Origin of the sequence: Kitasatospora sp. GAS204B, assembly GCF_029892155.1 — a bacterium.
In the GTDB taxonomy this organism is placed as follows: Bacteria; Actinomycetota; Actinomycetes; order Streptomycetales; family Streptomycetaceae; genus Kitasatospora.
In genome coordinates, this window is the sequence record NZ_JARZAG010000009.1 from 20,076 (window position 1) to 33,906 (window position 13,831).

Sequence of the window (13,831 nt, forward strand, 5' to 3'; positions counted from 1 at the left end):
TTCTGGATTTCTCCGTCAAGCCTTCGATCAGGGGATTTCGCAAACCTCGGTCGGCTATACGAAATCGTCGTGACCAGTGCGCCGGAAACGGCGCTCCTGGTACTGCAGAACGAGTGCGGCGGCAATCAGCCAGCACCCGGACAGGAGGATGGCGTGGCCGGCCGCCGGCAGATCGGCCCGGCCCGCCACGGCATGCCGGAAGCAGGACACGGCGGCGCCGTAGGGCACCAGGTCCGCCACGACCCGCAGCCAGCCGGGCGCGGCCACGGTCGGCAGCACGCCGCCGAGCAGCAGAAAGGCGTACGAGGCCAGGTTGCCGGCCAGCAGGTCGGCCCGTTTGCCCAGACTGAAGGCGGTGACCAGGAGGCCGACCGACAGCCCTGCCAGCGCCACCACGACCGCGCCGGCCAGCGCCTGTGGAAAGCGGGTCAGCAGCGCTGCGTCACCGATCAGCGGCGGCACCACGAGAAACGCGACCAGCCAGCTGCCGAAGGCCTCGACCAGATAGGGCAGGGAGCGCGCCAGGAACAGTCGAAAAAGGCCCAGTCGACCCATTCGCAATCTGCCCAGGGTGCCCATGTATTTCTCTTCGGCAGCCACGTCCGGCAATTTGGTGACCAGTGCCGGAATCAACGCGAAGGCAATACCGCCGAGGCCGGCGTAAACTCGTCCGGCGGCCCCGTCCTGCATACCACCGAGCAGTACCAGGAATATCGCCTGGAGCAGTGCCCGGGGCAGGATGCTCCAGCCGATCACCCCGTTCGACACATGGGCCCGATAGCTCCGCACCGACATCTTCGCGGCGACCCGGTAGGGCGACCAGCGGTCGGCCAGCTCAATTGAGGTCAACATTGCCACTCTTCCTGGCCCGCTCGGTGAGGCGGCCGAAGATCAGGCTCCCCGCGACGAGGTACCCGACGGTCGACACCGCGATCGCGCCGAGCGCGACCGGGCGCACCGCACTGCCGTCCACCGCGCTCAGCGCCACCTCGCGCAGCCAGCGCAGGCTGAGCAGCGCGGACGGCCAGCGGGCCCAGGGCGGCAGCGCGCCCAGCGGCACCAGGGCGCCGCCGACGATGAAGACCGGGTACATCAGCGCCTCGGCCAGCCGGGCCGCGGAGCGCACCACCAGGAACAGCGCCGCGAGCAGCAGCCCGAAGGCTCCGGCGTTGACCACCGCCAGCAGCACCACCAGCACCAGCAGGCCGGGGCGAGCGACCTCGACCGGGCTGCCGAAGGCCGCCGGCACCACGGCGCAGACCAGGCCGACCGCGACCAGCGCGATCACCGCGGTGCCCACCGCCTTGCCGGCCACCACCACCCGCAGGTCGGCCGGGCGGACCAGCAGTTGGCTCATGGTGCCCATCCGGATCTCCCGGTGCAGCAGCATCCCGGAGGACCAGACCAGGCTGGACCAGAGCGAGATCAGTGCGGTGCCCACGGTCAGCGCCGGCACCCCGCCAGGCGTCGAGCCGGGTCCGGCCGCGAGCAGCAGCGAGAGGAAGACCGTGGGCTGCACGATGCCGAGCACGATCACGGCGGGATTGGCCCGGACGTCCTTGATGTGGAAGCGGGCCGCGCCCAGCATCGTCACGGCGGCGCTCACAGCGGCCTCCCGTTCATCGCAGCATCCTTGAGAACACGTCGTCCAGCGCCACCGGCAGCACCTGGAAGTCCGTCACCCGGGCACCCTCCAGCGCCCCGCCGATGGCCGCCAGGTGCGCCGGGTTCCAGTCCGGCAGGGTGATCTCCACCGACCAGCGCTCCTCATCCCGCGACTCTTGACGCGAGTCCTGCCGCGAGTCCTGCCGCGCCCCGTGACGCGACTCCTGCTGCGACCAGTCGACCGCCAGGGCGGCCGGAAGCCGGAACTCGGGGCGCACGCCGCTGCCGCGGACCGCCACGGTGGCGACGGTGTCCGCCGAGGCGCGGAACTCCTCGATGGTCAGCGTGTGGCTGATCCGGCCGTCGTTCAGCATCACCACCCGGTCGGCCATCCGATCGATGTCCAGCAGGTAGTGGCTGGTCAGGATCACCGCGATGCCCTCACCGCAGAGCTCCCTGACGTTGCGCCGGAACCGCTCGGCCTCCTCCGGGTCCAGGCCCAGGGTGGGCTCGTCCAGCAGCAGCACCCGGGGCCGGGAGACCAGGCCGATCGCGATGTGCAGCCGCTGGCGCATGCCCTTGGAGAAGGTCTCCACCCGCTGGTCAGCCGCCTGCAGCAGGCCCACCTGGCCGAGCAACTCCTCGGAACGCGAGCGCAGTTCACGGGTCCGCAGGCCGGCCAGCAGGCCGAAGAAGGCGAGGTTGTCCCGGGCGGAGAGCCGCGGATACAGGCCGCGGTCGCCGCCGAGCACCAGCGAGACCTGCCGGCGGACCGCCTTGCGGTCGCGCACCACGTCCAGGCCCGCCACGCTCGCGTGGCCCGCCGTGGGGGTCAGCAGGGTGGCCAGGATCTTGATCAACGTGGTCTTGCCGGCACCGTTGACCCCGAGGACCCCCAGTACCTCCCCGTAGTCGACGTGCAGGTCCACGGCGTCCAGCGCGGTGGCGGTGCGACCGTCGCGCTGGTAGTCCCGGCGCAGCCCGACCACCTCGACGGCGCGGGCCGACCTCGGCGTCCCGGCGGTGCCCCCCGCGTGGTCGCCGGGCCGCGGCCGCGCGCCCGTCACGGTGGCTACTCGATCCACTGCGGCACGACCTCCTGGGCCCGGTGCGTGCTGACCGCGAAGGACAGCTCGGCCCGCTCGACCCCGGGCAGCACCGACTGCTCCAGCAGCGCGCTCAGCCGCTTGCCGAGCTCCGCGGCCTCGGCGGCGAAGAAGCGCGGATCGAAGGCGGTACCGACCTGCAGCGCGAGCCGGCCGCCGGCCCCCTCGGGAGTCCACTCCAGGCGCGCCAGTGGCTTGCCCTGGCGCAGCGGGCCGCGCGCGGAGGCCGGGCGCAGGTCGCCCAGCGCCACCTCCGGCAGCCGCTCCAGCGCCTCGGCCAGCAGGAAGGGCGAGAGGACCGGACGCCGCCGCCCGGCCGACTCGAGCTGCCCTTCGGATTCGACGAACGGGGTGAACGGGATCCGCCCGAGCAGCCGGATCGAGACCTCGCCCGGCTCGCAGTCGCTCTCCACCAGCTGGACCAGGTCGCCGGTGCGGTACCGGATCATCGGCTGGATCTGCGAGAACGGGAACAGCTCGGTGAGTGCGAGTTCGCCGATGCCGCCCGCCACCGGCTCGTCCCGGTCCAGCCGCAGCACCTCGGGCACCACGGTGGGGTCGAAGTGGAAGGCCTCGCAGGAGGCGCAGCGGGTGGACCCGCCGATGACCTCGGAGAGGCTGAACCGGTCGCGCAACTCCGCCCCGCCCCAGGCCTGGACGAGGGTGCGACGCTGCCCGGGCGGCAACACGTCGCTCAGGCTCACCAGGCGCTGGACGCCGAGCTCCGCCGGGTCGATCCCGGCGGCCAGCAGGGCGTCGGTGATCAGCAGCAGCGCGGCGGGGTTGCCGCAGATCCGACGTTCGAACCGGTCCTGGTCCGGCAGCAGGCCGTCCCGGGTGAGGGTGGTGACCGCGCGCTCCAGGCCGCGGTCCGAGAACGCGTCGATGGCCAGCCGCAGGTCGGTGATGGTGGTGGCGGCGACGCTGCCGTGGATCGCCATCGGCATGGCCGAGAACATGATCGAACGCCGTTGCGGCACAGCGCTCTTCTGCGCGGTGGCCGCCCGCACGGCGTCCGAGTACTCGGAGAGCGCCTTGAGTTCCTCGACCGAGCGGTAGCGGATGAAGGGCCGGCCTGTCGTGCCGGTCGAGTGAGCAACCTGACTGATCGTCAGGTCATCGCGCAGGGCGGGCAGATCACTCTCGCGCAGGGCCGCCTTGGTGATGGTCGGCAGGACCGGCAGCTCGGCGACGGTACGGACCGCGGCGAGGTCCACGCCCTTCCAGTGCTCCCGGTAGAACGGCACCGTCCGGGCGTTGTCCAGGGTCCGGCCCAGCAGGTGGTTGCGGAAGACCGACTTGGCGTGCGGCTTGGCCTGCGCGGTTGTCGCGGTCATTCGCCACCGCCGGAGGCGGCACTCAGGCGCTGCAGGTCCCGCTCGGAGAAGCCGGCCATCGCGCGCAGCTCCAGGTTGGGCCGGCCCCGGCCGCGGAAGGCCATGTGGTCCGGCTCCCGCTTGGCGTAGTCGCCCAGACCGATCTCGTCCACGATCTCGTTGTGCCGGATCAGGCAGCGCTCGGTGGCCTCTTCCACCGCCAGGTCGTCGCCGCCGTACAGGTGGCCGAGCCAGCGGTTGGCATAGGTGACGTGCCGGAGTTCGTCGGCGAGCACGTGGTCGAACATGATCGCGACCGACTCGTAGCCGGCCGCGCGCAGCTTGGGCACGGCGTTGCCGAACACCTCGATGGCGGCGTCCTCACCGGTGCGGCTCAGCACGATCATGCGGTGGTCCAGCGGCTGTCCCGCCATCGCCGCGTAGAGGTCCGGGTCGCGGTAGGGGAACTGCTTGTAGTCCACGCCCATCGCGGTCAACTCGCTGAACAGCAGGTGGGTGTGGCGCATCTCGTCGTGGGCGTGCCGGTTCATGTCCGTGTAGAAGCCGAGCGGCAGGTCGGCGAAGTCCGCCATGCTGCGCAGCGGGACGTCGGTGGCGATGAACTCGATCTGGACGCCCTTGCGCAGCAGGTAGACGACCGTTTCGTCGTCCAGCTTGGACGGGTCGGGGTCGGGCATCTGGCCGCCGATCGCGGGCACTCGGGGCGCCCAGGCCGGGTAGGCGCGCGCCGGGCAGGCCACCAGCGGGAGTTCGACGGTGCCGGTGGGGGTGACCGAGGCGCCGGCCTGGTGCGGGGCGCTCAGGTAGTCGCCCAGGTCGACCGCCGGCAGGTCGAGTTCGGCGAAGCGGGCCAGTCCGTCCTGGGCCAGCACCCGGCAGCGCTCGTGCAACCGCCGGTCGTGGTAGGTGGTCTCGGCCGTGCAGCTGTCCCGGGCCGCGGCGTGCAGGTGGGCCAGCGCCTGGAGCAGCGCCTGTCCCCAGGCCAGCGCCCGCTGCGGGTCGTCGGCCCGGGCCAGAACGGCCGCCTGCTCGACGGCCACCACCGAGGGACGGCCCAACTTCTCCTTCGGGACCCGGAGTTCACCGATCCGCGTGTGCAGCAGCTCGGCCTGGCCGATCAGGCTGTTGACGGCACTGACCAAGGCGGCCCGGGGCGGGATGTCCCCCAGGCGCGGCGCGAAGGCCGCCAGCAGCCGGCCGGCCAGCAGGGCGCCGTGGTACAGCCGCAGTTCGAAGTCGGCGAGTTCGCCGATGACGAGGGAGTCGATGGCGGGGGTCACAGGTATGGCGTCGGAGTTCACAGGATTCCTTGCCGCTCGTGTGCACTGGTCTTCGGCCGCTGCCGTCGGGGCCGCTCCCGGCAGAGGGCGGGAGCAGGCGGCGCGCGACGGCCCGTGAATCCGACAACGGTGCACCAGGGATTTTCGAGCCGAAACGACGGATGCGCTGCACGGGAGTGGGCGGTTCCCGACAGCACCGATACCCGGAGGCTATAGCGCCGAGCCGACCGCGACCGCTGGACCGGGTCCCGAAGATCCTGACAGACAGCAAGCGCTCAGGCCCGCAAATCGGGCATCCAGCGCGAATCCCGGCGTCAACCTATGCGCCGGCCGTCGACAGGCCGGTCGCTTTCGGTCCGCCCTCCTCCGGGCCGGTCTCCTCCGGGGCCGCCAGCAGGCCCAGGCGGGCGGCGATCACGCCGGCCTGGAAGCGGCTCTCCGCTCCCAGCGCCTGGGTCAGGTCGGAGATGTGGCGCCGGCAGGTGCGGACCGACATGCCGAGTCGCCGGGCCACCACCTCGTCCTTGGCGCCCGTGGCCATCAGCCGCAGGATCATCCGGCGCTGGTGGTCGGTGATGAACTTCGGCTGCGGGAAGGTCGGGTCGAACGGTTGGGCCTGGTCCCAGAGCACGCTGAAGAGCCGAACCATGAACGCCGTGACCTGCGGGTCCCGGATGATCGCGGCGGCCTCGCCGCGCCCCGGGTCGTCCGCGCTGAGCTCGCCGCGCTCGCACAGCGGCCGGATCGGCACGAAGCAGGTGCTCCGGTCGAAGATGACCAGCCGGTCGGGCACCTCGTCCACGCTGCGGAACTCTCCACCGGCCCGGGTCAGCGTCTCCACGTACCCCTGGGTGGGCAGGTCGTAGCGGGCCGCGTGCTGATACACCGTCCGGATCCGCACGCCGCGCGCCAGCATCGCCCGGTCCCGTTCCAGCGCCAGGGCCAGCCGCTCCGGCGAACGCCCGCCGCCGGGCTGGAGGGTGAGGACCTCCCGGGCACACTTGTCACTCTCGGCGTTCAGCAATAGATTCACCACGGTCAGGTCTGACACGATGTCAATCGCCTGGCCCCGGGACTCCTTGCGGCGATAGGCATCGTGGACCGGGACGAGCGCGTGGATTTGTTGGCGCATCCGCTCGGCCAGCGCCGCCTGGTGTCGTATCTTGTTCTCCAGTGGATCGACGACGCGGGCCTTGGCGACATCGGGGCTGACCACCGTCCACCGCCCGTCCTCCGGTGAGCTGAGGACGATCAACTGCAGCTCGACGAGGGTGTCCCGGGCCTGCTCGACCTGTTCCTTGCCGCACCCCAGTGCGGCCGTCAAGCTGGCGACGTCCAACTCCCGTGTCTCCATCACGTGTTGGTAGACAACCGCGTGGAGCTCGTCCAGATCCGACGGCCCGCCGAAATCGAGGCTGGTCATATCGCCCTCACCTGCCGCGGGCCGTGGATGGTCGCACGAGTCCAGACCGCCCGCATGGCCGTCGACTCGCTCGCGATCCTAACAAGGCAGTAACGGAATATGACCAGTGCTCGTCAGCCAGTTGCCGACGGCATCCGCCTCCCGAAGGAGTGATTCGACAGTGGCGATTCCCCGCTCCCATGCGATCGTCGGCTGCGGCCGCGTGGCTCCCAACCACGTCGACGGTTTCCGGTCGCTGCCGGACTGGACCGTCGCGTGGGCCTGCGACCGCGACCAGCCGACCGCCACCGCCTTCGCCGCCGAGCACGGCATACCGCGCTGGTCGGCCGCCTGGCACGAGTTGCTCGACGACCCGGCGCTGACCAGCGCCTCCATCACGGTGGACCACCGGCAGCACGCCGAACTGGCCATCGCGTTCCTGGAGGCCGGAAAGCACGTGCTGGTGGAGAAGCCGATGGCCACTCAGCCGGCGGACGCCCAGCGGATGGTGGACTGCGCGGCCGCGAACGGCCGGGTGCTGTCCGTGGTGGCCCAGCACCGCTACGACCCGCTGGTGTCGGCCGTGCGCGGCTGGGTGCGCGAGGGGCTGCTGGGCGACCTCCTCTACGTCGCGGTGAGCCTGCAGAGCAGCCGCCCGGAGAGCTACTACGCGGACAGCTACTGGCGCGGGACGCTCGACGGCGAGGGCGGCTCGGCGCTGATCAACCAGGGCTACCACTGCCTGGACACGGTCCGCTGGATCTGCGGCGACCTGGCCGTGCGCGCCGCCGTGACCAGCACCAAGGTGCTGGCCGACGTCATCGAGACCGAGGAGACGCTGAGCGCGCTGCTGACCGCCGACGGCGTACCGGTCACCATGAACGTGACCGTGGCGAGCAGCGTGGACTGGCGCACCCGGCTCGAGGTGGTCGGCGCGCTCGGCTCGGTCACCTTCGACCTGGACCACCCCGGCACCCTGCACCACTGGTCGGGCTCGGCGGAGCTGTACCGCCGGGTGAGCGCCGAGCAGGCCCGCACCGCGGTCGCCGAGCCGCCGGGCATCGACTACTACGGCATCTCGCACCGCCGGCAGATCGCCGACTTCTGCCAGAGCGTGACCAGCGGCCGCCCGATGCTGTCCACCGCGCGGGACGCGATCGGGACGCTGGACGCCGTGCTTGGCCTGTACGAGCACGCGGCCGCGTCGGCGGCGGCCGTGCGGTAGGGCCGCTAGGGCCTGTACGGCGGATCTTTTCGGATGAGCCCGCGGCGTTGGGCGCCCGGCTGGGCGTGCGCCCGAGTCGTCCTCGTACTGGACGTACTTGGGCGATTCGGGCGTGCGTCCAGCCGGGATGCCCGGCGTCGCGGGCCCGGAAAGATCCGCCGTACAGGCCCTAAGCCCTGACCGGTCACCGACGCGCCGTGTGGGCCCGTTGCTCGGACCGCCCGGATGGGCGAGGTTCGAGCAACGGGCCCGCGGGCTCAGCCGCGGGCGATGCCCAGCAGGTGCGCACTGGCGTTGACCAGCAGCGGGTCGGTCTCCACCAGCCGGGCGCTGTGCAGCGCCGCCTCGACATGCGCGTCGAACGCATCGTTTCCGGCCATGTCCAGGGCCGACCAGACCGGTCCCTCGACACCGAGGACCGAGATCTCCGACAGCCCCGCCTCGCGCAGTTCCTCGTGCAGTTCCTCGGCGGTGTGGAAGTGGGCCTGGACGAAGCCGAGATGGCCGTCGTACTCGCCGGTCCGCAGGGTCCGGGCCACCCGCTCGGCGATCTCCCGGTCCAACCGTCCGCCGCTGCCGGCCTCCAGCAGCGTGATGTAGCGGCTGGTGCCGGCGGCGGCCAGCAACCCGCCGGGCCGCAGCACCCGGCGCGCCTCGGCCAGTGCCCGCTGCCGGTCGGCGGCGTGCACCAGGTGGTAGAGCGGCCCGAGCATCAGCACCACGTCGGCGCTGTGGTCCGGCGCGGTCAACTCCCGGGCGTCCCCGACCTCCGCCGCCACCCCGGGGATCAGCGCGGCTGCGTCCACGTGCGCCGGCACCGGGTCGACCAGCCGCACCTGGTAGCCGTCCGCCACGAGCCAGCGCGCGTGCGCGCCGGTCCCGCCGCCCACGTCGAGCACCCGGGCGGGCGCAGGCGGCAGCACCCGGCGCAGCAGCTCCTGGGTGCGCAGGAACTCCAGCCGGCCGTGCGGCGTCCTGGACAGCCGCCCGTCCTCCTGGCCGGCCACGTTGTAGTGGTCGCTGGTGTCGATCGTCATGGTTCTCTGGCGCTCCTTCACTCGGCGAACACCTGGGGCATCACATGATGGGCCAACAGTTCCAGCTGGTCCCAGTCCTCCAGGTCCAGGAGCTGCAGGTAGAGCCGCTGCGCGCCGGCCCGCGCGTACTCGCCGATCCGGTCGACGAGCTCCGCCGGCGACCCGGCCAGCCCGGTGGCGCGCAGCTCGGCCACCCCGCGCCCGAGGCGGTCGGCGCGGTCGGCCAGCTGTGCCTCGGTGGTCGCGGCGCAGACCGGCAGCGCGACGGAGTAGCAGAGCTCCTCGGGGTCGCGGCCGATGGCCTCGCACGCGGCCCTGGTCCGCTGGTACTGCAGGCGGGCCTCCTCGGCCCGGACGAAGCCGATGTTGTACTCGTCGGCGTAGCGGGCGGCGAGCGCCGGGGTGCGGCGCGGGCCCTTTCCGCCGACCAGCAGCGGCGGGTGGGGGCGCTGGACGGGGCGGGGCAGCGCGGGGTTCCCGCTGAGGGTGTGGTGCTCGCCGGCGAAGTCGAAGAGTTCACCGGCCGGGGTGGTCCACAGCCCGGTGATGATCCGCAGCTGCTCCTCCAGGATGTCGAACCGGCGGGCCGGGAAGGGCAGGCCGACGGCCCGGTGCTCCGCCTCGTACCAACCGGTGCCCAGGCCCAGCTCGACCCGGCCGCCGGACATCTCGTCCACCTGCGCCACCTGCAGGGCGAGCACGCCGGGCGGCCGCAGGGTGGCCGCGGACATCAGCGTGCCGATCCGGATCGAGGAGGTCTCCCGGGCGATGGCGGCCAGCGTGAGCCAGGAGTCGGTGGGCCCCGGCAGGCCGCTCACCGCGCCCATGCTCAGATAGTGGTCGGACCGGAAGAATCCCTCGAAACCCAGATCCTCGGAGATTCTGGCAACGGCCAGTTGGGCCGCGTAGGAAGCACCCTGCTGGGGCTCAATGAAGATGCGGAGCTGCATTCCGCCATAGTGGACCGCCGGACCGTGCGAAGAACAGCGGCGACGGCTGCCACGGAATAATTGGCCACCCCGGAGGAACCGGACAAAGCAGCCATTAACCGGCTGAGTCCCTTGCCGTCCGCAGGGTGCTGTTCCAGGATTACCGGCGGTATCGGGCGGCTCGTTTCACGGTGACCGCGCCGCCATGACGAGCCGGACCGAGTCGCGCAGGTTTTCAGAAGGGACCGTCCGTTGTCGTCGTCCGCCGATCCCCCGTACGCCGGGGCCACCGTTGCCGACCCGGCGGCGCGCGACGACGCGCCACCGGACCTGCCGGCCGTGCACGCGCTGCGGGACGCGGCGCTGGACGCCCTGCGCCGGCTCACCCCGACCCCCGACGAACTCGCCGACTGGGAACGCGCCCACCTGGGCCGCCGCGCCCCGCTCGCCCGCTGCCGTGCCCGGCTCGGCGAGCTGCCCCGGGAGCGGCGGGCCGAGCTGGGCAAGGCGCTCGCCGACGCGCAGCAGCGGCTGACCCTGGCCGCCGCCGAACTGGCTGGATCCGCTGCCGAGGCCCGGTTCGCGCAGGAGCGGCTGGACCCGACCATGCCGCCGGCGGAGCGGGACCTCGGCGGGCTGCACCCGATCACCCTGCTCACCCGGGAGTGCCTGCGGCACTTCGGCGAGCTGGGCTTCGCGCACCTCGACTCGCCCTGGGTGGAGACGGTGGCGCACAGCTTCGACATCCTCGGCGTCCCCGCCGACCATCCGACCAGGGGCCTGGACCGCAGCTTCTACCTCACGGCCGACACGCTGCTGCGCAGCCACACCACCGCCTCCCAGGCCGGTGTGCTCGAACGCGAGCGGCCGCGGCAGCCGATGCGCTTCGTGGTGACCGGGCCGTGCTTCCGCAACGGCGTGCCGACGCCGCGCACCCACACCCAGTTCCACCAGTTCGAGGTGGTGGCGCTGGGGCCACGGATCCGGCTGAGCGACCTGAAGGGCCTGACCCTGGGCTTCGTCGAGGACGTGATGGGCCCGGGCTTCGCCCCCCGGTTCCGGTTCCGCTCGTTCCCCTACGCCACGCCGGGCGTGGCCGTGGACGTCGACTGCCGCCCGTGCGGCACGGCGGGCTGCGAGCTGTGCCGGGGCAGCGGGCGGCTGGAGATCATGGGCGGCGGCCTGCTGGTCCCCGAGATCCTACGGATCGGCTGCGACCCGCAGCGGACCCGGGGCCTGGCCCTGGCGATCTCCCTGGAGCGGGTGCTGGCGCTGCGGCACGGCCTGCGCGACATCCGGCACTTCCTGCAGAACGACCTGCGCGTCCTCACCCAGTTCGTCCAGTTCGCCCCGAGGTGACTGCTCGTGAGAATCCCCCTGTCCTGGCTCACCGCCTTCCTCGGCCGTGAGCTGTCCGCGCGCACCGTCGACGACCTGCTCGGCGAGGCCGGCGTGACCGTCACCGCCGTGGAACCGCTGGGCCTGCTGCACCCCCGGGTGGTGGCGGCCCGGGTGCTGGCGGACCCCGACGGCACGGGCCGGCAGCTGACCGTGGCGGTGCCCGAGCCGCAGGTCGTCGAGCTGCCCGGCACGCTGGCCCGCCGCCCCGCGCCCGGCGACGTGGTGGCGGTCGCGCTGGCGGGCGCGCGGCTGCTCGCTCCCGTCGGCGCCGCGGCGCCGGACGTGCTGCACGGTGTGCGCAAGGTGGCCGCCGCCCGGCGCGGCGCGCCCGGCGGGCGGCTCTGCGGCCGGGCCGAGCTCGGCCTGGACGGCGGCGACGACGAGCCGTGCCCGCTGCCGGCGGACGCGGCTCTGGGCGAGCCGGTCCACCCACTGCTGCCGGACGGGCGCCGCGAGGAGATCCTGCACGTCAAGGTGCCCGCCGAGTTGGGCCACTGCCGCGGTCTGTGGGGCCTGGCTGTCGAGATCTCGGCCCGGGCGGGATTCGACCTGCCGGAGGGCGCTCGGCTCGCGCGCTCCGAACCCTGCCACTGCGACCGGCCGGTGCCAGGGCCGGCACTGCCGCTGACGGTGGCCGAGCCCGGCCTGCAGGCGGCGGCCGCGCTGCTGGCCGGCCTGCCGGCCGACCTGCGCCTGGCCGGGTACGACGGGCGGCTCGCGCTGGCCGGGATCGCGCCCGCCGAGCCGGCCGAGGGGTTCCCCGGGCTGCGCAGCGCGCTGCGGATCGCGCAGTACGAGTACGGCGTGCGGCTGCGCGCCCACCCGGTGGCCGCGGGGGGCTCGGTGACCGCGGTGACCATGGGCGGGCCGGCCGACGACGCGGCCGCCGCGCTGCCGGGCGAGCTGCCGGTGCCCTGGCCCGAGCGGCTGGGCGTGCGGATCGACAGCGGCGCGGGGCCCGGGCACAGGGACGCGCCGGCCGGCCTGTTGATCGTCGCCGTCGGGCCGGCCGGCCTGGCGCTCGGTGGGGCCGCACCGACCTCGCTGGCGGTGGCGCGGGTCGTGGCGCTGCTGCGCGAGGCCGCGCCGCAGGTCGGCCGGCCGGCCGTGGCGCAGGCCGAGGGGCCCGAGATCGAGCGCCGGGAGCTCCTGCTGGACGTCGAGGAGCTGACCGGGATGCTCGGGGCGTCGCTCAGTCGCGCCGAGTGCCGGTCGCTGCTGCTGCGGATCGGCGCGACCGCCCGGGAGGTCGGCGAGCGGCGGCTGCTGGTCGCCGTGCCGCCGTTCCGGCCCGACCTGTCCGGCCCCGCCGAGCTGGCCACCGAGCTGGCCCGGCTGCACGGGTACCGCGCGCTGCCCGACACGGTCCCCAGCGATCCGGTGGCCCCACGCCGCGATCGCACCAGGGTGCGCCGGGAGGCCGCTCGGGACGCGGTGGCCCGCCAGGGCTTCCACGAGGTGGTCTCACCCGCGGTGCGGGACGGCACGGTGCCCGAGGAGCTGCGCACGGACGCGCCGCACTGGTACGGACGACTGCTGCCGGTGCTCGGCCCCGGCCAGCCGGGCCAGGCGCCGCAGGCGCTGCTGGAGGTCCGCCGCAGCCTGCTGCCCGGGCTGCTCGCCGCCGCCACCGCGAATCTGCGCCTGGCCCGCGGCTGCGCGCTCTTCGAGGCCGGGACGGTGGTGCTGCCCGAGCAGACCGATCGGCCCGAGGCCAGTCGGCTGGCGGTGCTCCTCGGCCGGGTCGAGGCGACCGCGAGTGATCGGGCGGAGCTGAACCAGCAGGCCGTCCGCGAGGTCGCCGGGGCACTGCGGGCCGCGGTGCGGGCAGCCGGGCTCACCGGGTTCACGCTGGTCGCCGCCGACTTCGCCGGCTTCCAGCCCGGCAGTGGCGCCCTCGTGCTGGTGGACGACGCCGCGGTGGGCCGGATCGGGGTGCTGCATCCGCGGGTCGCCCGGGCCGCGGCGGGGGCCGGCCGCTCCTTCGCCGCCGCCGAACTCGACCTCGACGCGCTGCTCGCCGCCCCCGAGCGGCCGCCGCTGGTCACCCCGCCCCCGCGGTTCCCCGCCGTCGAGCAGGACCTGACCTTCCTGCTGCCGGGAGACCTCGCGGTGGCGGCGGTGCTGGCGGCCGTCCAGGCGGCGACCGGGCCGCTGCTGCGCGGGCTGGAGGTGCGCAGCGTCTACCGGGGGCCGCAACTGCCCGCCGGGCTGCGAGCTCTCACCGTGCGGCTGAGCCTGGGCAGCGAGCGCCACACGCCGGCCCGGCACGAGGTGGACGACGCCTGCGCCCGGGCGACCGGCGCGGCGGCGGGGCTGGGAGCGGTGCGGCGAGCGGCTGCGGGCGGCGATCCCGCAGACCCGGAAGGCGGCTGAGCCGGGCCCGTCCGACCACGATCGCCCGGCCGGTGGCCAGGTCCCGCGGAGCGGCCTGCCCGGCCGGGCGATCGCGCTTGTTCGGGGCCGATCGGGGCGTTTCAACGGCCTCCCGACAGCACTATGCCCGTTT

General features: G+C 73.4%; 11 protein-coding genes. 3 read left to right on the top strand and 8 right to left on the bottom strand.

Annotation, left to right across the window (positions count from 1 at the left end; genetic code table 11):
* Window positions 1-54: 54 nt before the first annotated feature.
* The 6 genes from P3T41_RS14435 to P3T41_RS14460 all read right to left on the bottom strand — a co-directional run bounded on the left by P3T41_RS14435 (window position 55) and on the right by P3T41_RS14460 (window position 6,751).
* On the bottom strand, window positions 55-852 hold the full coding sequence (locus P3T41_RS14435; protein ID WP_280690223.1) for an ABC transporter permease: 798 nt from the start codon (window positions 850-852) through the stop codon (window positions 55-57).
* Window positions 836-1,606, bottom strand: coding sequence for an ABC transporter permease (locus P3T41_RS14440; protein ID WP_280690224.1), 771 nt, complete (start codon window positions 1,604-1,606; stop codon window positions 836-838). The genes P3T41_RS14435 and P3T41_RS14440 overlap by 17 nt, the downstream gene beginning before the upstream one ends.
* 13 nt (window positions 1,607-1,619) lie before the next feature.
* Complete coding sequence (locus tag P3T41_RS14445) at window positions 1,620-2,690, bottom strand: ABC transporter ATP-binding protein (protein WP_280690225.1); 1,071 nt, start codon at window positions 2,688-2,690, stop codon at window positions 1,620-1,622.
* Entirely contained in the window at window positions 2,678-4,048 is a 1,371-nt protein-coding gene (locus P3T41_RS14450) for a hypothetical protein (protein ID WP_280690226.1), read from the bottom strand. The genes P3T41_RS14445 and P3T41_RS14450 overlap by 13 nt, the downstream gene beginning before the upstream one ends.
* Window positions 4,045-5,349, bottom strand: a complete 1,305-nt coding sequence (locus P3T41_RS14455; RefSeq protein WP_280690227.1) for a DUF455 family protein — start codon at window positions 5,347-5,349, stop codon at window positions 4,045-4,047. The genes P3T41_RS14450 and P3T41_RS14455 overlap by 4 nt, the downstream gene beginning before the upstream one ends.
* 298 nt (window positions 5,350-5,647) lie before the next feature.
* Window positions 5,648-6,751: a hypothetical protein gene (locus tag P3T41_RS14460; RefSeq protein ID WP_280690228.1), complete on the bottom strand. Its 1,104-nt coding sequence runs from the start codon at window positions 6,749-6,751 to the stop codon at window positions 5,648-5,650.
* 160 nt (window positions 6,752-6,911) lie between these two features.
* On the opposite strand from P3T41_RS14460, the gene P3T41_RS14465 reads away from it, so the two are divergent.
* Window positions 6,912-7,955, top strand: a complete 1,044-nt coding sequence (locus tag P3T41_RS14465; RefSeq protein ID WP_280690229.1) for a Gfo/Idh/MocA family oxidoreductase — start codon at window positions 6,912-6,914, stop codon at window positions 7,953-7,955.
* Window positions 7,956-8,212: 257 nt separating this feature from the next.
* Here the strand turns inward: P3T41_RS14465 and P3T41_RS14470 are convergent, their stop codons facing one another.
* Entirely contained in the window at window positions 8,213-8,992 is a 780-nt protein-coding gene (locus P3T41_RS14470) for a class I SAM-dependent methyltransferase (protein WP_280690230.1), read from the bottom strand.
* Window positions 8,993-9,009: 17 nt separating this feature from the next.
* Window positions 9,010-9,942: an LLM class F420-dependent oxidoreductase gene (locus P3T41_RS14475; RefSeq protein WP_280690231.1), complete on the bottom strand. Its 933-nt coding sequence runs from the start codon at window positions 9,940-9,942 to the stop codon at window positions 9,010-9,012.
* A 231-nt stretch (window positions 9,943-10,173) separates the two neighbouring features.
* On the opposite strand from P3T41_RS14475, the gene P3T41_RS14480 reads away from it, so the two are divergent.
* Both P3T41_RS14480 and P3T41_RS14485 read left to right on the top strand, forming a co-directional pair.
* A complete protein-coding gene (locus P3T41_RS14480) occupies window positions 10,174-11,280 on the top strand; it encodes a hypothetical protein (protein ID WP_280690232.1) in 1,107 nt (368 codons plus the stop codon).
* 6 nt (window positions 11,281-11,286) lie between these two features.
* Window positions 11,287-13,698 carry a hypothetical protein gene (locus P3T41_RS14485; RefSeq protein WP_280690233.1) on the top strand — a complete coding sequence of 804 codons (2,412 nt, stop codon included), beginning with the start codon at window positions 11,287-11,289 and terminating at the stop codon, window positions 13,696-13,698.
* Window positions 13,699-13,831 lie beyond the last annotated feature (133 nt).

Coding starts and splice junctions, on each gene's coding strand:
- P3T41_RS14470 (WP_280690230.1), bottom strand. CDS start 8,992: ATGACGATCGACACCAGCGACCACTACAACGTGGCCGGCCAGGAGGAC.
- P3T41_RS14460 (WP_280690228.1), bottom strand. CDS start 6,751: ATGACCAGCCTCGATTTCGGCGGGCCGTCGGATCTGGACGAGCTCCAC.
- P3T41_RS14435 (WP_280690223.1), bottom strand. CDS start 852: ATGTTGACCTCAATTGAGCTGGCCGACCGCTGGTCGCCCTACCGGGTC.
- P3T41_RS14450 (WP_280690226.1), bottom strand. CDS start 4,048: ATGACCGCGACAACCGCGCAGGCCAAGCCGCACGCCAAGTCGGTCTTC.
- P3T41_RS14475 (WP_280690231.1), bottom strand. CDS start 9,942: ATGCAGCTCCGCATCTTCATTGAGCCCCAGCAGGGTGCTTCCTACGCG.